The following is a 15,745-nucleotide window of genomic DNA, read 5'->3' as shown; positions in this document are numbered from 1 at the left end:
GGCCGCATCGAACGCGTTCGATGCGCCCGGGGCGTGCCCGCCCGTCATTCCGCGCCCCCGCCCACACGGCCGTCGGCGCCCCCGTGCATCGGCGCGCCGGGAGACGCGCCCGCGTGCCGGACCCCGCCCCCGCCGGACGACGGGCCGTCACCCGCGCGGGGGCGCGCGCCGGGAGACGCGGGAGGTGGTGCGTCGAGGTCCGGTGGCCCGCTGTTCCAGGTGAGGGTGACCGTGATGCCGGCCTTGGCCTCCCCGTCGGCGAGCAGACCCACGACCTTCCCGGCCTTGGCGGTCAGCTCGATGCCGAACTCGACGCTGACCTCGTCGGGCCGCACCGCGCGCAGCGGTTCCGCCAACGACCGCGCGACCCCGGTGACGAGCGCGTGCAGGCTCTCCACGCTCGCCTCCACCCGCTCGGCGAAGCCGGTGTCGCTGTACGACAGCCGCCCGGACGGCGCCGACAACTCCCCCGCCCCCGAGATCCGGGCCCAGACGGGCGTCCCGTCCGGCAGCGCGATGCGCGCCACCCGCGTCACGTCCTCACCACTCATGCCACTCCCCCGCTGTCCCCAGTCCCCCTGGCCCCGCCCGTCGGAGCGCGGGCCCGCCACGGGGTTCCGACCGCGCGGGGACCCGGCGGCCCGCGGGACGCCGTCCCCCTGCGCCTATCCTTTTCCTGTCCCCTCCTCATCGGAGAGCGGATCTCTTCCTCCCCTCACAGGAACAAGGGTCCTTCCCCCGAGGGGGGATCCCTATCCCTGCGACCGACCCACGGAGCACGATCCATGTACTTCACCGATCGCGGAATCGAGGAACTCGAGAAGCGGCGCGGCGGGGAGGAGGTCACCTTCGAGTGGCTCGCCGAGCAGCTGCGGACGTTCGTCGACCTCAATCCGGACTTCGAGGTGCCGGTGGAGCGGCTGGCGACCTGGCTGGCACGACTGGACGACGAGGACGACGAGTAGGCCGTCGGCAGCCGTCCGGCGGCGGTTCGCGTGGAGGGGCGCCCTGGGGCGCCCCTTTTGCGTGCGCGGAAGTGCTCACCGGAACGGGTGTCTTGACTTTCCCTCACCGCGATATATCGTGTTTTACGGGAGACGCGATATGGCGTGTCGTGTCGCTGCCGTGGAGGAGGTCCGCACCATGTCCGAGTGGTCCGTCGCCGAGCCGAGGAAGCTCTCTTTCGACGAGCCCGTGAGCGAACTGCGCGTGCGCATCGTCGACGGCACCGTGAACATCGTGGGCACCGACGAGGGCCCCGCCCTCCTGGAGATCTCACGGATCGAGGGACCACCCCTGGTGGTGAGCCATCGCGACGGGAACCTGACGGTGGCGTACGAGGACCTCCCCTGGAAGGGCTTCCTCAAGTGGCTCGACCGCAAGGGCTGGCGGCGCAGCGCCGTGGTCTCGCTGGCCGTACCGGCCGGCACCCGCGTGGAGGTGGGCGTGGTCAGCGCCGGCGCGGTGGTCTCCGGCATCGAGGGCCGGGCCGAGGTGAAGGGGGTCAACGGCGACACGACCCTGGTGGGGCTCGCGGGCCCGGTGCGCACGGACACCGTCTCCGGAAGCGTGGAGGCCCAGGCCCTCACCGGCGACCTGCGCTTCAACTCCGTGTCCGGCGACCTGACGGTGGTGGAGGCGGGCTCCTCCGTGAAGGCCGACTCCGTGAGCGGTTCGATGATCGTCGACCTCGATCCGACGAGCCGCCCCACGACCATCGACCTGACCAGCGTCTCGGGCGAGATCGCCATCCGGCTGCCGCATCCGGCGGACGCACGGGTGGAGGCGAACACCGCCAGCGGCTCGGTCTCCAACGCCTTCGAGGACCTCCGGGTCAGCGGCCAGTGGGGCGCCAAGCGCATCACCGGCCGCCTGGGCGCGGGCAACGGCAGCCTGAAGGCGACGACGATCTCCGGCTCGATCGCCCTGCTGCGCAGGCCCCCGACGGAAGACGCGGCGGACTACACGGCGGACGACGCCTGGTCCGACGAGCGGGAGGAGCGGAAGGAGCGGAAGGAGCGGGAGGAGCGGAAGGAGCGGGAGGAGCGGAAGGAGCGGAAGGAGCGGGACTCCAGGACGGCGACCGGCACACCGAAGCAGGCACCGGCACCAACGGCGACAACGGAACCGACCTCGGCCCCGACGGCCGTTCCGGAGGGTGAAGCGCGCTCAAACCGGCCCATCGACTCGGGGGACAATGCCGTTTCCGGCCCGGACGGCGAGAGCTCCTCCGGCGACCCGGCCGACAGCACGACCGACAAGAAGGTGCTCTGACATGCCTCCCGTCTTCGCCCACGGCCGTCTCCGCCTCTACCTGCTGAAGCTGCTGGACGAAGCACCGCGGCACGGCTACGAGGTGATCCGCCTCCTCGAAGAACGCTTCCAGGGGCTCTACGCGCCGTCGGCGGGCACGGTCTATCCCCGGCTGGCCAAGCTGGAGACCGAGGGCCTGGTCACCCACACCACCGAGGGCGGCCGCAAGGTGTACGCCATCACCGACGCCGGCCGGGCCGAACTGGCGGACCGCAGCGGCGAACTCGCCGATCTCGAGCTGGAGATCCGCGAGTCGGTCGCCGAGCTGGCCGCCGAGATCCGGGCCGACGTACGCGGCGCGGCGGGCGATCTGCGGCGCGAGATGCGGGCGGCGGCCACCGAGGCGCGCCAGGGCGCCGGGGCGGGCTCCGCGGAGCCCGGCGAACAGGGTGAGTACGGGGAGTACGGCGACAAGGAGTCGTGGCGCGCCGCAAAGGAGGAGATGCGCCGCGTCAAGCAGGAGTGGAAGGAACAGGCGCGCCGGGCCAAGGACGAGAGCCGCCGCGCCCGCGAGGAGGCCCAGCGGGCCCGCCGCCAGGCCAAGGAGGCACAGGATCGGGCCCGTACCCAGGCCCAGGAAGAGGTGCAGCGCATCGCCCGCCGGGTTCAGGAACAGGTCCAGGACCACTTCTCCCGGGGCGACTGGCCGACCGGCGTCCGCGAGGGCCTGACGGAACTCGCCAAGGAGTTCGGTGACTTCGGCAGGGAGTACGGCAGGGACTTCGGCTTCGGCCGCACGGGTACGACGGGCTCGACGGCGACCACGGCGGGCTCGACGGCGACCACGCATCCGGACGACTCCCGCACCGCTGAAGAGTCCCGCACCGCGGACGCCTCGGGCGTGGCGGACGCCTCCCGCGCGGCCGAATACTCCCGCACCCCGAAGGACTTCCCCGCCGAGTACGAACCGGCCTGGGCCCACGAGGACACCGGCGGCGAACCGGCCCGCGATCTGGACCGCCTGCTCGACCGCTTCCGGGACGACATCCGTGACGCGGCCCGCGACCACGGCGTGAGCGGAGAGCAGCTCCGCGAAGCGCGCCGCCACCTGTCCACGGCGGCGGCACACATCGGGGTGATCCTGCGAGCGCCGAAACCCTGACGCCCCGTGACGCCCCCGGGCGACCCGTGGCGGACCGGCGACCGCCCCACAGGCAGCAGCCATGCAGGCGGACAGCCAGACGGGCAGACGGGCAGACGGGCAGACGGCGAGGAAGGCGGACAGGCAGCCGGCACGGAAGGCAGACAGGCGGGCGGCCCGCTCAGCCGGCCTTGGCCTCGGTCGCGGTCCCGGGCTCGCCTCCTCGGCCGGCGCCGTACAGCACCCGGATGAGGGACGCGTGAGTGACCCCGTGATCGGCGAGGATCTCCGAGGGGACGCCCCGGCGGGTGGTGAGGGCGAGCAGCAGATGCTCGTCGCCGATGTGCCGTTCGCCCTGGGCGACGGCGACGCGCAGGGTCCCGGTGAGCAGGTCCTTGGCGCCGCGGCTGAACGGTCGCCGGCCGGACCGCCCGCCGAACAGGCCGCCCCGGCCGGCGGTGGCCAGTGCTCCTTCGCCGTGCGTCTCCTCGACCCGGGACACGATCTCCGACAGGTCGATGCCCAGCCCGGACAGGGCGTCCGCGTCGGCCCGGGAGAGTCCGCCGCGGCGGCGCGTCTCGTCCAGGTCCCGCACCAGCCCCGCCCGCCCACCGGGCGGCAGGCCGAGCGAGGCCAGCGCGAAGGAACCGCGGCTGCCCTCACGGTCGAGCAGGGACAGCAGTACATGCGTCTCCTCGACCCTCGCCGCCCCCTCCCGTTCGGCGTGCCCCACCGCACCCTCGACCACTGCACGGGCGTCCTTCGTGAACCGCTCGAACATCAATGCCTCCCGTACTTCTTGTGCACGGCCTGCCTGCTGACTCCGAGCTCCGCGGCGATCTCCTGCCACGACCAGCCCTGATTGCGCGCGCTGCGCACCTGCACCGCCTCCAACTGCTCCAGCAGCCGGCGCAGTGCGGCGACGGCGCGCAGCCCGACCCGTGGATCGCGGTCTCCTGCGCGCTCGGCGAGATCCGTTGCTTCGGTCATGTTGTCAACTTACGTTGACACGAGAGGCATGTCAACCACAGTTGACACCAGCGGCGAAACGGCACGCGAAAGGCGGGCCCGTAACCCCGGACCCGCCTGACAGTCGCGGCAGGAGCCTCGGCCGAGGACTCGGTCGACGACTCAGCTGTCGGTGAGCACGATCTTGCCGAACAGCTCGCCGGACGCGAGCCGTTCGAAGCCCTCGCGGGCCCGGTCGAGCGGCAGCACCTCGTCGATGACGGGGCGGACACCGGTAGCGGAGCAGAAGGAGAGCAGGTCCTCCAGCTCGTCCTTGGTGCCCATGGTGGAGCCGACGACCTTCAGCTCCAGGAAGAAGATCCGGGTCAGCTCGGCGTGCGAGGGCCGGTCACCGCTGGTGGCGCCGGAGATGACGAGCGTGCCGCCGGGCCGCAGGGACTTCACCGAGTGCGACCAGGTGGCCGCGCCGACGGTCTCGATGACGGCGTCCACCCGCTGCGGCAGGCGCGCGCCGGGCTCCACCGCCTCGACGGCGCCGAGCTCCAGTGCCCGCTTCCGCTTGGCCTCGTCCCTGCTGGTGGCGAAGACCCGCAGTCCGGCCGCCCGGCCCAGCACGATGGCCGCCGTGGCGACACCGCCGCCGGCGCCCTGGACGAGGACGGAGTCACCGGGCCGTACGCCCGCGTTGGTGAAGAGCATGCGGTATGCCGTCAGCCAGGCCGTGGGCAGACAGGCGGCCTCCTCGAAGGAGAGCTCCCTGGGCTTGGGCAGGATGTTCCAGGTCGGCACGGCGACCTGCTCGGCGAAGGTGCCCTGGTACCTCTCGGTGAGGATGGAACGAGGCTCGTCGGGCCCGACACCGTGCCCGGTCTGGCCGATGACGGAGTGCAGGACGACCTCGTTGCCGTCCTCGTCGACCCCGGCGGCGTCGCAGCCGAGGATCATCGGCAGCCTGCCCTCGGGGAGTCCGACACCCCGGAGCGACCAGAGATCGTGATGGTTGAGGGAGGCGGCCCTGACATGGACGGTGCTCCAGCCCGGCCGGGCCTCGGGGGCCGGGCGCTCCCCCAACTCCAGGCCGGAAAGCGGCTGGTCACGGTCGATTCGGGCGGCGTAGACGGCGAACATGCAGCCGACGATAGGGTCCGGCGCCGACGAGCGAAACCGGACGTCACTGTGAGACATGCCCTCTTGCGCATCCCGCCCCGCGGCGCGGACCTGACCCCGGTCGGGTACCTCCGGCCCGCTCCGAGGCACCGATCGCGCACAGGCGACGTACCCCCGGCCCACCCGGCGGCACCGGTCACGCACCGGACGTAAACCTCCCGCCCACCCCGCAGCCCGACCCCACGACGCCGATCGCGCACAGGCCAGGTACCCCCGGCCCACCCGGCGGCACCGGTCACGCACCGGACGTAAACCTCCCGCCCACCCCGCAGCCCGACCCCACGACGCCGATCGCGCACAGGCGGGGCGCTCCGACCCGCCCCACGGCACAGACCGGCCCCGGTCGGGTACCTCCGCCCCACGGCACCGATCGAGCGCCGGTCAGGTGTCTCCAGCCCGTCCGGCGTCTGCGGACGAGGCCCGTTCAGGGCCGAAGCGGGGGTGCGGGGGCGGCAGCCCCCTAAGGACGGCAGCCCCCGGGGACGGCGCTCTCGTCATCACCCGATCAGGCGGGTGGGTGGGCAAAAAAAGAGTGGCCCCGCCGAGACCGACGGGGCCACCCACACACACGTCAGCGACGCGCAACCCCTTCGGCCCGAGCGGCCGCGGCAACCGCCGCGGTCACCGCGGGAGCGACCCTCTCGTCGAACGGCGACGGAATCACGTAGTCGGCGGCGAGATCGTCACCGACGACCCCCGCCAGCGCCTCGGCCGCCGCGATCTTCATCCCCTCGGTGATCCGCGACGCCCGCACCTGAAGCGCGCCCGCGAAGATCCCCGGGAACGCCAGCACGTTGTTGATCTGGTTCGGGAAGTCCGACCGCCCGGTCGCGACGACGGCCGCGTACTTGTGGGCGACGTCCGGATGCACCTCGGGCGTCGGGTTGGCCATCGCGAAGACGAAGGCGCCCTTCGCCATCGAGGCCACCGCCTCCTCCGGGACCGTCCCGCCGGAGACGCCGATGAAGACGTCGGCACCTGCCAGCGCGACCTCCAGCGACCCGCTCAGCCCGGCCTTGTTGGTGAACCCGGCCAGCTCGCGCTTGACGTCGGTGAGGTCCTCGCGGTCCGCCGAGACGATGCCCTTGCGGTCGGTGACCGCGACGTCCCCGATGCCGGCCTCCACCAGCATCCTGGCGATGGCGACACCGGCCGCGCCGGCGCCCGAGATGACCGCGCGCAGCTCGCCGATGCCCCGGCCGCTCAGCCGCGCGGCGTTGCGCAACGCCGCCAGCGTCACGATCGCCGTGCCGTGCTGGTCGTCGTGGAAGACCGGGATGTCGAGCGCCTCCTGGAGCCTGCGCTCGATCTCGAAGCAGCGCGGCGCCGAGATGTCCTCCAGGTTCACACCGCCGAACGAGGGCGCGAGGCGCACCACCGTCTCGATGATCTCGTCCACGTCCGTGCAGGCGAGCGCGATCGGAACCGCGTCCACACCGCCGAACTGCTTGAACAGGATCGCCTTGCCTTCCATGACCGGGAGGGAGGCCTCCGGGCCGATGTCGCCGAGCCCGAGCACGGCCGTGCCGTCGGTCACGACGGCGACGACGGACGACTTCCACGTGTAGTCGTTCACCAGCTCCGGCCGCTCCGCGATCGCGGTGCACACGCGAGCGACGCCGGGCGTGTAGGCGAGGGACAGGTCGTCCTTGTCGCGAACCGGGACGGTGGCCTGCACGGCCATCTTTCCGCCGCGGTGCAGCGCGAACACCGGGTCGAACGAGTCGAGGGGCTCCGCACCGCCCTCCTGGCCCGTTCGGTCGGCGCTCTCGCTGCGAGGATTGACGATCTCCGCTGCCACTGTGTCTTACCCCTTAGGTCTGCATGGTTTGAGGGTGGCCACTCCTGATTGAGAAGTGGGCGGGCATCGCGCGGGCCCCAGAGGTGATGCGTACGGGCGCCTGCGCGTCGGGCGCGCCGCACACGCGCCCTGAGCCCCGGATGAGGGGTGTAAAAATCCTTCTTACCGGACGGAGACCACAGCCGACGAGTCCATTCCGTGCAAGGTCACATGGCTCACTCTGTGGACCTTGGACAGAGGCCGCCTCGAGTGACATGACTCATGCGCGAAGTCTCGCCAAGCCGCCGAGAGCCCTTGACACGGACTCGAGTAGACGAACAGCGCTCACGCCGAGCGACCACACCATGAGATCAACCGAAGATCTTTCGGCCGGAACGGGGGATTCCCGCAGATGGTCCGGCTCCGTCCGGTCGTGATGTACCGGAGTGTTGCGGTTCGGGGGTCGCCCGTTATCCGATTTTGACATGGCTGGCCCCCTGAATGGCGTAGTCCGAATGGCAAGATGCCGTAATCACACGAGGTCGCGACACCCGAAGGTGTGTGTTCTCGTCGACCCATCGGCATTTGTCGACCCATCGGCATCTCCATCCATCCGCCGGAGGAATCCACCATGACCGCAAGCTCCACCCGACGCACGACCGCCGCGCGCACCCGCCTGGCAGCGGTCGGATCCCTCGCGGTCGCTGGCGCCTTGCTGCTCAGCGCCTGCGGCGACCAGACCAAGGACAGCGGCTCGGAGAGCAGCGGCTCGGCCTCGACGAGCTCGGCCCCGCTGGCCGACAAGCTGCCGAAGGCGATCCGGGACGCGGGCGTCATCAAGGTCGGCTCCGACATCGCGTACGCGCCGGTCGAGTTCAAGGACTCCGCCGGCAAGACCGTGGGCATCGACCCGGATCTCGCGGCCGCGATGGGCAAGCAGCTCGGTGTGACGTTCGAGTTCGAGAACGGCACCTTCGACACCCTCATCACCGGTCTGCGCTCGAACCGCTACAACATCGCCATGTCCGCGATGACCGACACCAAGGACCGCCAGGAGGGTGTCGACTCCGACACCGGCAAGAAGGTCGGCGAGGGCGTCGACTTCCTGGACTACTTCACCGCCGGTGTCTCGATCTACACCAAGAAGGGCGACGACCAGGGCATCAAGACCTGGTCCGACCTGTGCGGCAAGAAGATCGTGGTGCAGCGCGGCACGGTCTCCGAGGACCTCGCCAAGTCCGAGGCCAAGAAGTGCACCGGCGGCAAGACCATCTCCATCGAGTCCTTCGACAACGACCAGCAGGCCCAGACCCGCCTGCGCGGCGGCGGTGCCGACGCCGGCTCCTCCGACTTCCCCGTCGCCGCCTACGCCGTGAAGACCTCTGGCGGCGGCAACGACTTCCAGCTGGTCGGCGAGCAGGTCGAGGCCGCCCCGTACGGCATCGCCGTCGCCAAGGACCAGACCCAGCTGCGGGACGCCCTGAAGGCGGCGCTGGACGCGATCATCGCGAACGGCGAGTACGAGAAGATCATCACGAAGTGGGGCGTCGCCGACGGCGCCGTCAAGGAAGCCACCATCAACGGCGGCAAGTGACCGCGCGGTCTGCGGCGCTGAAAGGCAACACCCGTGACTGTTGACATCGACAAGGCGGACGGCCCGGCGGACACTCCGCCGGCCGGCCCGCAGGCCATCAAGGCCATCCCGGTCCGGCACTACGGGCGGTACGTGTCCGCCGTGGTCGCCCTCGCCCTGTTCGCCGGCATCGTCTACGCGTTCGCCCAGGGCAGGATCAACTGGGGGGCGATCCCGGACTACTTCTTCAACGACCGCATCCTCAGCGGCGTCGGCAAGACGCTTCTGCTCACGGTGCTGTGCATGCTGATCGGCGTCGTCGGCGGAATTCTGCTGGCGGTGATGCGCCTCTCGAAGAACCCGGTCACGTCGTCCATCGCGTGGTTCTACATCTGGTTCTTCCGCGGCACCCCGGTCCTGGTCCAGCTCATCGTCTGGTTCAACCTGGGCCTGGTCTTCGAGTACATCAACCTCGGGCCGATCTACAAGAACGAGTGGTCGGACTTCATGACCCCGTTCCTGACCGCTCTGCTCGGCCTGGGCCTCAACGAGGCCGCCTACATGGCAGAAATCTGCCGTGCCGGTCTGCTGTCGGTGGACGAGGGCCAGACCGAGGCGTCGCACGCCCTGGGCATGAGCCACGCGAAGACGCTCCGCCGGATCGTCGTCCCGCAGGCGATGCGCGTCATCGTGCCGCCCACGGGCAACGAGGTCATCAACATGCTCAAGACGACCTCGCTGGTGTCGGTGGTCCAGTACTCGGAGCTGCTCCGGGTCGCCCAGGACATCGGCCAGACCTCCGGTGCCCCGGCCGAGATGCTGTTCCTCGCAGCTGCCTGGTACCTGGTGCTGACCTCGATCTTCAGCGTCGGCCAGTACTACCTCGAGAGGTACTACGCCCGCGGTGCCCTGCGTCAGCTGCCGCAGACGCCCCTCCAGAAGATCAGGGCCAACGTGCTGTCACTCGGCCGCAGCAAGGGAGGCCTGGCATGACCGAGAAGATCGCGAAGACGACCACGTCCGTCAAGGACTCCACGGTCCCGATGGTCAAGGCCGAGGGCGTCCACAAGTCGTTCGGCCTGGTCGAGGTCCTCAAGGGCATCGACCTGGAGGTCAAGAACGGTGAGGTGTTCTGCCTCATCGGCCCCTCCGGCTCCGGCAAGTCGACCTTCCTCAGGTGCATCAACCACCTGGAGAAGATCAACGCCGGGCGGCTTTACGTCGACGGCGAGCTGGTCGGCTACCGCCAGAGGGGCGACAAGCTGTACGAGCTCAAGGACAGCGAGGTCTCGCTGAAGCGCCGGGACATCGGCATGGTGTTCCAGCGGTTCAACCTGTTCCCGCACATGACGGCGCTGGAGAACGTCGTCGAGGCCCCGGTCCAGGTCAAGGGCGTCAGCCGGGCCCAGGCCAGGGAGCGCGCGATGCAGCTCCTGGAGCGGGTGGGCCTGGCGGACAAGGCGAGCGGCTACCCCTCGCAGCTCTCCGGTGGCCAGCAGCAGCGCGTCGCCATCGCCCGGGCCCTGGCGATGGACCCGAAGCTGATGCTGTTCGACGAGCCGACCTCGGCACTCGACCCGGAGCTGGTCGGTGACGTCCTCGACGTCATGCGCGACCTGGCCGAGTCCGGCATGACGATGGTCGTCGTCACCCACGAGATGGGCTTCGCCCGCGAGGTGGGCGACAGCCTGGTCTTCATGGACGGCGGTGTGGTGGTCGAGTCCGGCAACCCGCGGGACGTACTGACGAATCCGCAGCACGAGCGGACCCAGTCGTTCCTGTCCAAGGTGCTGTAGCGGCACGGCGGAACGTTCGAGAAGGGGCGGTACGGGATTCCCGTGCCGCCCCTTTCCGCCGTTCGGGACCTGTCAGCGCAGTTTGGCCGGTTTCGGCCTGTACGGAGGCTCGGTCACTTCAACGCCAGCAACAGGGTGTCGGAGGGTGACGCCCACACGGGCCGAGCCTCGCTGAAGCCCTGTTCGAGCAGTACGCGAGCGTGCCAGGAGGCGGAGGGCGTGTCGCCGTCGGCGTGCTCGCCGTAGATCTCGAAGCGGCGGGCGGTCGGCCCGGCGAGGACGGGGTCCTTGGCGGCGAGCTGCCACCACTCGGCCCAGTCGAGCACCCCCTCGGCCCTGGCCTGATCCATGCGGGTGTGGCGCTGCGCGCGCTCCGCCGCGTTGATCCGGGGCGTCGTGTCGTCGATCATGTGGTCCGCGTTCATGAAGACACCGCCGTCGCGGACGAGTTCCGCGACCTGACCGTAGAGGGCAGCGAGGGGTTCGCTGTGCAGCCAGTGCAGGGCCGTGGCGGTCAGGACGGCGTCGTACGCGTCGTAGGGCAGCCGGGCCGGCCAGTCCGGGTCCTTGAGGTCCGCCGTCACGAGGGTGACGCGGTCGTCGCCGCCGAAGGTGCCCTCGGCGATGGCGAGGAGCGCCGGGTCGAGGTCGACGCCGGTGCTGGTCGCGCCGGGGAGGCGGGCGAGCAGCCGGGCGGTGATGGTGCCGGTACCGCAGGCGAGGTCGAGGACGCGCGGGGCGGGCCCGACGAGCCCCTCGACCATGTCGACCATGATCCGGAAGCGTTCCTCGCGGTCGGGCATGTACCACTCCTGCTGGCGGTCCCAGCTCCGCTGCCAGGCAGCCCAGTCGGCGCCGGTCGTGACACCGCTCGTGGCACCGGTCGTGGCACCGGTCGTGGTCGTCTGCGCGTCCGTCATCGCAACCCTCCGCCGCGTTCGTCACGTAATACCCTGGAAGCACGAACGGCCGTTACCCCGCCCGCACCCCGACCATAGAGCGCCACCGTAAGGACTACAAGTGGAACTGGCCTATTACTCGGACTACGCCGTGCGCCTCGTCAACAGCGAGGAACCGGCCCGCGGCAAGGACGCGCTGACCTCGGTCGAGGCAGTCCGCGCCCTCTTCGGCGGCAACCAGTCCGCGGGCCGTCGGGCCACCGACGCGGACGTCACCCGGTTCCGCTCGGTCCGGGCCCGCCTGCGCGCGGTCTTCGAGGCGGCCGACGGCGGCGACGAGACCCTCGCGGTGGACCTCCTGAACTCGCTCCTGCTGGAGTTCCCGGTGAGCCCGCAGATCTCCGGCCACGACTTCCGCGACGACGACGGCCGTCCGCTGTGGCACATGCACCTGGCCGACCACCCGTCGAACGCGACGGCGGGCTACGCGGCCATCGCGGCCATGGGCCTGGCGTTCCATCTCACCGAGTACGGCGTCGACCGCCTGGGCCTGTGCGAGGCCGGCCCCTGCCGCAACGCCTACCTCGACACCTCGACCAACCGCTCCCGGCGCTACTGCTCCGACCGCTGCGCCACCCGCGCCAACGTCGCCGCCTACCGCGCCCGCAAGCGCCTGGAGGCGGACCGGACGGCCAGCACCGGCCTGGCCGCCGACAGCGCCCAGCGCATCACCGCCAGCGGCGAGCGCTGACCGGGCTTCAGCGGGCGGTAGCGCAGCCGCACCTTGCCCAGGATCAGCTCGTCGGGCACGGTCCCGTAGTCGGTGCTGTCGCCGCCGGCGTAGGTGTTGTCCCCACGGACCCACCACCCGCCCTCACGGCGCTCCGCGGCCCGCTTGACGACGAGCAGGTCCTGCTGGAACGGATGCCGCAGCACGATCACGTCACCGACCCGGACCCGGGCGCCGTACTGCACCACCAGCCGGTCCCCCTGGTACAGCGTGGGCACCATGGACGGGCCGGTCACCTCGGCCAGCCCGAAGAGCGCGGCCGCCCTCGCGCGCTCGGTCTCCTGCGACAGCTCCGGCATCGCCGGCACCTCCCCGGTCCGTTCCTCCACCAGTCTCAGTCTGACCCCGGACTTTTGTCCTAAGCCCATGGGGGCACTCGCGAAAAGCCGTCTCCCAGGGAGTAATGTCCCACCTGAGAAGACGATCACGAGGAAGGAACGCTCCATGCTTTCCCGCCTGTTTGCCCCCAAGGTCAAGGTCAGCGCACACTGCGACCTGCCCTGCGGTGTGTACGACCCGGCCCAGGCCCGCATCGAGGCGGAGTCGGTGAAGGCCGTCCAGGAAAAGATGGCCGCCAACGACGACCCGCACTTCCAGGCGCGCGCCACCGTCATCAAGGAGCAGCGTGCCGAGCTCGCGAAGCACCACGTCTCCGTGCTGTGGAGCGACTACTTCAAGCCGCCGCACTTCGAGAAGTACCCCCAGCTGCACCAGCTGGTCAACGACACCCTGAAGGCCCTGTCGGCCGCCAAGGCCTCGACGGACCCGAAGACCGGCGAGAAGGCCCTGGAGCTCATCGCCGAGATCGACAAGATCTTCTGGGAGACCAAGAAGGCCTGACCAAGGCCTGGTCGTCGCCCCGGGCCGTCCGGCCTGCACCGGCGCCGGTCGCAACGGCCACCTGTCCGCACCCGGTCCGCGGGCCGCCGAACACGGCGGCTCCGACGGCCCGGGTGCGGTCTCCTTTTCTCCCCCGCCCGGACGCCCTCGCCCCGGACGCCCCGCCCGGATGTCGCACTCCGTGCGATGCTGACCCCGTGACCCTCGAGGACCTGAAACGGCTGCGGCAGGCACGTGACCGGATGGACCGTGAGTACGCGGAGCCACTCGATGTCGCGGCGCTCGCGAGCACCGCGCTGATGTCCCCGGGCCACTTCCAGCGCAGCTTCCGCGAGGCCTACGGCGAGACGCCGTACGGCTACCTCATGACCCGGCGGGTCGAGCGCGCCAAGACCCTCCTGCGCCGCGGCGACCTGACCGTGACGGAGGTCTGCATGGCGGTCGGCTGCACCTCGCTCGGCTCGTTCAGCTCCCGCTTCACCGAGCTGGTCGGCGAGACCCCGAGCGCGTACCGGGCACGGTCGCACGAGGCCGGTGCGGTGATCCCGTCCTGTGTGGCCCGGACGTACACCCGCCCGCTGCGTGGCAGGCACACCTAGGCTGGACGCCATGGACCTCAAACTCCACCAGTGTTTCGTCGCCGTCGACGACCACGACAAAGCCCTGCACTTCTACGTCGAGGTGCTCGGTCTCGAAGTCCGCAACGACGTCTCCTTCGAGGGGATGCGCTGGGTGACCGTCGGGTCGCCGCTCCAGCCGGACGTGGACCTCGTGCTGGAGCCGCCGGGCGCGAACCCGGACTTCTCACCCGCCGACCGGGAGGCGATGGCCCGGCTGCTCGCCAAGGGTGTGCTGCGCGGGGTCATCTTCACCACCACCGACTGCGACGCGCTGCACGCACGGGTGCAGGAGGCCGGCGTCGAGGTGCTCCAGGAGCCGACGGACCAGCCCTACGGGGTGCGCGACTGCGCGTTCCGTGACCCGGCGGGGAACATGCTGCGGTTCATGGAGCGGGCCGGATGAGCGGACCGGTCCGCTGGGCCCACGTCTTCGTCGACCGGCCCGCGCGGAGTTTCGCGCGGGCATGCGACTTCTGGACCGCCGTCACGGATACGTCCCTCTCCGTCCCCAGGGGCGAGGACGGGGAGTTCGTCACCCTGCTGCCGAGGGACGTCGGCGCCGACGCCTGCGTGAAGGCGCAGGCGGTCACGGACGGCGAGGGCGGCGCGCATCTGGACCTCTCCGTGCGGGATGTGCCCGGTTTCGTCGCGGCGGCGCGGGAACTGGGCGCTGAGTCGGCCGCCGCGCACGACGGCTGGGCCGTCCTGCGCTCCCCTGCCGGACAGTTGTTCTGCGCGGTGCCGTGGCACGGGGAGTCCGTGCGGCCGTCCGTGGTGGCCGGCAGCCGCCTGGACCAGGTGTGCATGGACGTCCCGCCGTCGGCGTACGAGGCCGAAGTGGCCTTCTGGAGCGGCCTGTTGCCCGACTGGTCGGCCCGGCCGGGTTCCCGGTCCGAGTTCCACGTGGTCCAGCCGCCGCCGGGGCTGCCGGTCCGCGTCCTGCTCCAGCGGCTCGACGCGGAGAGCGCTGTCCGCGCCCATCTCGACCTGGCCTGCGGCCCGGACATCGACGCCGTACGCGCCCGGCACGAGGAGCTCGGCGCGGTACTCGTCGCCCGCCGGCCCCACTGGACGGTGATGCGCGACCCGACCGGCGGCCTGTACTGCCTGACCGGGCGCGACGCGGAGACGGGCGGGCTGCCACGGGCCGCTTCCCGGGTCACCGGACCGACGTCCGACGACTGAACGCCGGGCCGCCTACACACCCTCTCCCAGCGGCGCGCCCACCCGCAGGTTCCACCGTCCCGCTCGGCCGCTCAGGTCCACGGCGGTCAGCGGACGCACGTCGAGGCGCCAGAAAGCCGGTTCCGGCAGGCCCAGCGCACGCACGAGCAGGGCTCGCACGACGTCGGGTTCCACCACGGCGGTCACCCGCCCCGGGGTGCGGGCGACGTCCTCCAGCCAGGCCCCGGCCCGGTCGCACAGCTCCCGCACCGTCTCCCCGCCGTGCGGGGCATGGGCCGGATCCGCCAGCCAGGTCGCGACCGCGTCCGGCTCGGCGGCCGTCACCTCGGTGAGGGTCCGGCCGCGCCAGCGGCCCACGTCGAGAGCGGCGAGCGCGGGTACCGGGGGCGCGGGCAGGCCCAGCGCCTCGGCGGTCTGCCGGCACCGGGTGGAGGGCGAGGCCGCCGAGCGGTCCACGCCGGGCAGCAGCGCCGCGGCCGACCGGGCCCGGCGCACTCCGGCGTCGTCCACCTCGCAGCTGCCGTCGTCGAACCGCGCCTCGCGCAGGGCCGAAGTGATCGCCGGTGAGATCAAGGTCACTCGGCTGGTCATCGGTCTCCGCTCGGTGAGGTCAGGGGGCCGGGGCGGCGGGGGTTCCGGGTTCCGCTTCGGGTGCGGGTTCCTTTTCGGCCCCGGCCGTCCTGTGCCGGGGGCCCGGTTCCACGTACGCCTCGCAGCGCGGGTTGTGACACG

The 15,745-nt window shown here is 71.2% G+C and carries 19 protein-coding genes; 11 read left to right on the top strand and 8 right to left on the bottom strand.

The genetic code is table 11. The features are described from left to right. Nucleotides 1-44: 44 nt before the first annotated feature. Nucleotides 45-551, bottom strand: coding sequence for a CU044_2847 family protein (locus QQM72_RS00580; RefSeq protein ID WP_314218809.1), 507 nt, complete (start codon nt 549-551; stop codon nt 45-47). A 234-nt stretch (nt 552-785) separates the two neighbouring features. Between QQM72_RS00580 and QQM72_RS00575 the strand changes: the two genes are divergently transcribed. The 3 genes from QQM72_RS00575 (at nt 786) to QQM72_RS00565 (ending at nt 3,415) form a co-directional block, all read left to right on the top strand. Further along, the gene (locus QQM72_RS00575; protein WP_314218808.1) at nt 786-965 is read left to right on the top strand and encodes a DUF6104 family protein; all 180 of its coding nucleotides are present in this window, start codon (nt 786-788) and stop codon (nt 963-965) included. A gap of 178 nt (nt 966-1,143) precedes the next feature. Beyond that, on the top strand, nt 1,144-2,274 hold the full coding sequence (locus tag QQM72_RS00570) for a DUF4097 family beta strand repeat-containing protein (RefSeq protein WP_314218807.1): 1,131 nt from the start codon (nt 1,144-1,146) through the stop codon (nt 2,272-2,274). 1 nt (nt 2,275) lies between these two features. Beyond that, nucleotides 2,276-3,415 carry a PadR family transcriptional regulator gene (locus QQM72_RS00565; RefSeq protein ID WP_314218806.1) on the top strand — a complete coding sequence of 380 codons (1,140 nt, stop codon included), beginning with the start codon at nt 2,276-2,278 and terminating at the stop codon, nt 3,413-3,415. A gap of 160 nt (nt 3,416-3,575) precedes the next feature. Here QQM72_RS00565 and QQM72_RS00560 read toward each other — a convergent pair whose 3' ends face one another. From QQM72_RS00560 to QQM72_RS00545, 4 genes are all read right to left on the bottom strand, one after another. After that, complete coding sequence (locus tag QQM72_RS00560; protein ID WP_314218805.1) at nt 3,576-4,175, bottom strand: Clp protease N-terminal domain-containing protein; 600 nt, start codon at nt 4,173-4,175, stop codon at nt 3,576-3,578. After that, entirely contained in the window at nt 4,175-4,384 is a 210-nt protein-coding gene (locus tag QQM72_RS00555; protein WP_016437953.1) for a helix-turn-helix domain-containing protein, read from the bottom strand. Before QQM72_RS00555 ends, QQM72_RS00560 begins: the two co-directional genes overlap by 1 nt. Nucleotides 4,385-4,525: 141 nt before the next feature. Beyond that, complete coding sequence (locus QQM72_RS00550; protein WP_314218804.1) at nt 4,526-5,491, bottom strand: zinc-binding dehydrogenase; 966 nt, start codon at nt 5,489-5,491, stop codon at nt 4,526-4,528. A gap of 610 nt (nt 5,492-6,101) precedes the next feature. Further along, complete coding sequence (locus QQM72_RS00545; RefSeq protein ID WP_314218803.1) at nt 6,102-7,331, bottom strand: NAD(P)-dependent malic enzyme; 1,230 nt, start codon at nt 7,329-7,331, stop codon at nt 6,102-6,104. 610 nt (nt 7,332-7,941) lie between these two features. Here QQM72_RS00545 and QQM72_RS00540 point away from each other — a divergent pair. From QQM72_RS00540 to QQM72_RS00530, 3 genes are read left to right on the top strand one after another with little or no spacing between them, the layout of a single operon-like run. Beyond that, a complete protein-coding gene (locus QQM72_RS00540) occupies nt 7,942-8,904 on the top strand; it encodes an ABC transporter substrate-binding protein (protein ID WP_314218802.1) in 963 nt (320 codons plus the stop codon). A gap of 33 nt (nt 8,905-8,937) precedes the next feature. Then, a complete protein-coding gene (locus tag QQM72_RS00535; protein ID WP_314218801.1) occupies nt 8,938-9,876 on the top strand; it encodes an amino acid ABC transporter permease in 939 nt (312 codons plus the stop codon). A gap of 50 nt (nt 9,877-9,926) precedes the next feature. Continuing rightward, nucleotides 9,927-10,679 carry an ATP-binding cassette domain-containing protein gene (locus QQM72_RS00530; protein WP_399075714.1) on the top strand — a complete coding sequence of 251 codons (753 nt, stop codon included), beginning with the start codon at nt 9,927-9,929 and terminating at the stop codon, nt 10,677-10,679. A 113-nt stretch (nt 10,680-10,792) separates the two neighbouring features. On the opposite strand, the gene QQM72_RS00525 is transcribed toward QQM72_RS00530, so the two are convergent. Then, nucleotides 10,793-11,599: a class I SAM-dependent methyltransferase gene (locus tag QQM72_RS00525; protein ID WP_314218799.1), complete on the bottom strand. Its 807-nt coding sequence runs from the start codon at nt 11,597-11,599 to the stop codon at nt 10,793-10,795. A 100-nt stretch (nt 11,600-11,699) separates the two neighbouring features. On the opposite strand from QQM72_RS00525, the gene QQM72_RS00520 reads away from it, so the two are divergent. Beyond that, nucleotides 11,700-12,329 (top strand): CGNR zinc finger domain-containing protein, encoded by a 630-nt coding sequence (locus QQM72_RS00520; RefSeq protein ID WP_314218798.1) that lies wholly within the window; start codon nt 11,700-11,702, stop codon nt 12,327-12,329. Here QQM72_RS00520 and sodX read toward each other — a convergent pair. After that, the gene (gene sodX / locus QQM72_RS00515) at nt 12,233-12,667 is read right to left on the bottom strand and encodes a nickel-type superoxide dismutase maturation protease (protein ID WP_314219150.1); all 435 of its coding nucleotides are present in this window, start codon (nt 12,665-12,667) and stop codon (nt 12,233-12,235) included. The genes QQM72_RS00520 and sodX overlap by 97 nt on opposite strands. 145 nt (nt 12,668-12,812) lie before the next feature. Between sodX and sodN the strand changes: the two genes are divergently transcribed. The 4 genes from sodN to QQM72_RS00495 all read left to right on the top strand — a co-directional run bounded on the left by sodN (nt 12,813) and on the right by QQM72_RS00495 (nt 15,013). Next, nucleotides 12,813-13,208 (top strand): superoxide dismutase, Ni, encoded by a 396-nt coding sequence (gene sodN / locus QQM72_RS00510; protein WP_020130742.1) that lies wholly within the window; start codon nt 12,813-12,815, stop codon nt 13,206-13,208. A gap of 197 nt (nt 13,209-13,405) precedes the next feature. Further along, nucleotides 13,406-13,807 (top strand): helix-turn-helix transcriptional regulator, encoded by a 402-nt coding sequence (locus QQM72_RS00505; RefSeq protein ID WP_314218797.1) that lies wholly within the window; start codon nt 13,406-13,408, stop codon nt 13,805-13,807. A 10-nt stretch (nt 13,808-13,817) separates the two neighbouring features. Continuing rightward, complete coding sequence (locus tag QQM72_RS00500) at nt 13,818-14,231, top strand: VOC family protein (RefSeq protein ID WP_314218796.1); 414 nt, start codon at nt 13,818-13,820, stop codon at nt 14,229-14,231. Continuing rightward, nucleotides 14,228-15,013 (top strand): VOC family protein, encoded by a 786-nt coding sequence (locus QQM72_RS00495; protein WP_314218795.1) that lies wholly within the window; start codon nt 14,228-14,230, stop codon nt 15,011-15,013. Before QQM72_RS00500 ends, QQM72_RS00495 begins: the two co-directional genes overlap by 4 nt. A gap of 12 nt (nt 15,014-15,025) precedes the next feature. On the opposite strand, the gene QQM72_RS00490 is transcribed toward QQM72_RS00495, so the two are convergent. Beyond that, nucleotides 15,026-15,604 carry a histidine phosphatase family protein gene (locus QQM72_RS00490; RefSeq protein WP_314218794.1) on the bottom strand — a complete coding sequence of 193 codons (579 nt, stop codon included), beginning with the start codon at nt 15,602-15,604 and terminating at the stop codon, nt 15,026-15,028. Nucleotides 15,605-15,745 lie beyond the last annotated feature (141 nt).

It is taken from the genome of Streptomyces zaehneri (assembly GCF_032248645.1).
In the GTDB taxonomy this organism is placed as follows: domain Bacteria; phylum Actinomycetota; class Actinomycetes; order Streptomycetales; family Streptomycetaceae; genus Streptomyces; species Streptomyces coriariae.
The sequence above is the reverse complement of the archived record's forward strand: the minus strand, read 5'-3'. Positions and strand labels throughout refer to the sequence as shown.

Excerpts from the sequence above, each read along its gene's own strand:
- QQM72_RS00540 (WP_314218802.1), top strand. The coding sequence starts at position 7,942 with ATGACCGCAAGCTCCACCCGACGCACGACCGCCGCGCGCACCCGCCTG.
- QQM72_RS00565 (WP_314218806.1), top strand. The coding sequence starts at position 2,276 with ATGCCTCCCGTCTTCGCCCACGGCCGTCTCCGCCTCTACCTGCTGAAG.
- QQM72_RS00495 (WP_314218795.1), top strand. The coding sequence starts at position 14,228 with ATGAGCGGACCGGTCCGCTGGGCCCACGTCTTCGTCGACCGGCCCGCG.
- QQM72_RS00555 (WP_016437953.1), bottom strand. The coding sequence starts at position 4,384 with ATGACCGAAGCAACGGATCTCGCCGAGCGCGCAGGAGACCGCGATCCA.
- QQM72_RS00570 (WP_314218807.1), top strand. The coding sequence starts at position 1,144 with ATGTCCGAGTGGTCCGTCGCCGAGCCGAGGAAGCTCTCTTTCGACGAG.
- QQM72_RS00530 (WP_399075714.1), top strand. The coding sequence starts at position 9,927 with ATGGTCAAGGCCGAGGGCGTCCACAAGTCGTTCGGCCTGGTCGAGGTC.
- QQM72_RS00580 (WP_314218809.1), bottom strand. The coding sequence starts at position 551 with ATGAGTGGTGAGGACGTGACGCGGGTGGCGCGCATCGCGCTGCCGGAC.
- sodN (WP_020130742.1), top strand. The coding sequence starts at position 12,813 with ATGCTTTCCCGCCTGTTTGCCCCCAAGGTCAAGGTCAGCGCACACTGC.
- QQM72_RS00560 (WP_314218805.1), bottom strand. The coding sequence starts at position 4,175 with ATGTTCGAGCGGTTCACGAAGGACGCCCGTGCAGTGGTCGAGGGTGCG.
- sodX (WP_314219150.1), bottom strand. The coding sequence starts at position 12,667 with ATGCCGGAGCTGTCGCAGGAGACCGAGCGCGCGAGGGCGGCCGCGCTC.
- QQM72_RS00490 (WP_314218794.1), bottom strand. The coding sequence starts at position 15,604 with ATGACCAGCCGAGTGACCTTGATCTCACCGGCGATCACTTCGGCCCTG.
- QQM72_RS00575 (WP_314218808.1), top strand. The coding sequence starts at position 786 with ATGTACTTCACCGATCGCGGAATCGAGGAACTCGAGAAGCGGCGCGGC.
- QQM72_RS00500 (WP_314218796.1), top strand. The coding sequence starts at position 13,818 with ATGGACCTCAAACTCCACCAGTGTTTCGTCGCCGTCGACGACCACGAC.
- QQM72_RS00525 (WP_314218799.1), bottom strand. The coding sequence starts at position 11,599 with ATGACGGACGCGCAGACGACCACGACCGGTGCCACGACCGGTGCCACG.
- QQM72_RS00550 (WP_314218804.1), bottom strand. The coding sequence starts at position 5,491 with ATGTTCGCCGTCTACGCCGCCCGAATCGACCGTGACCAGCCGCTTTCC.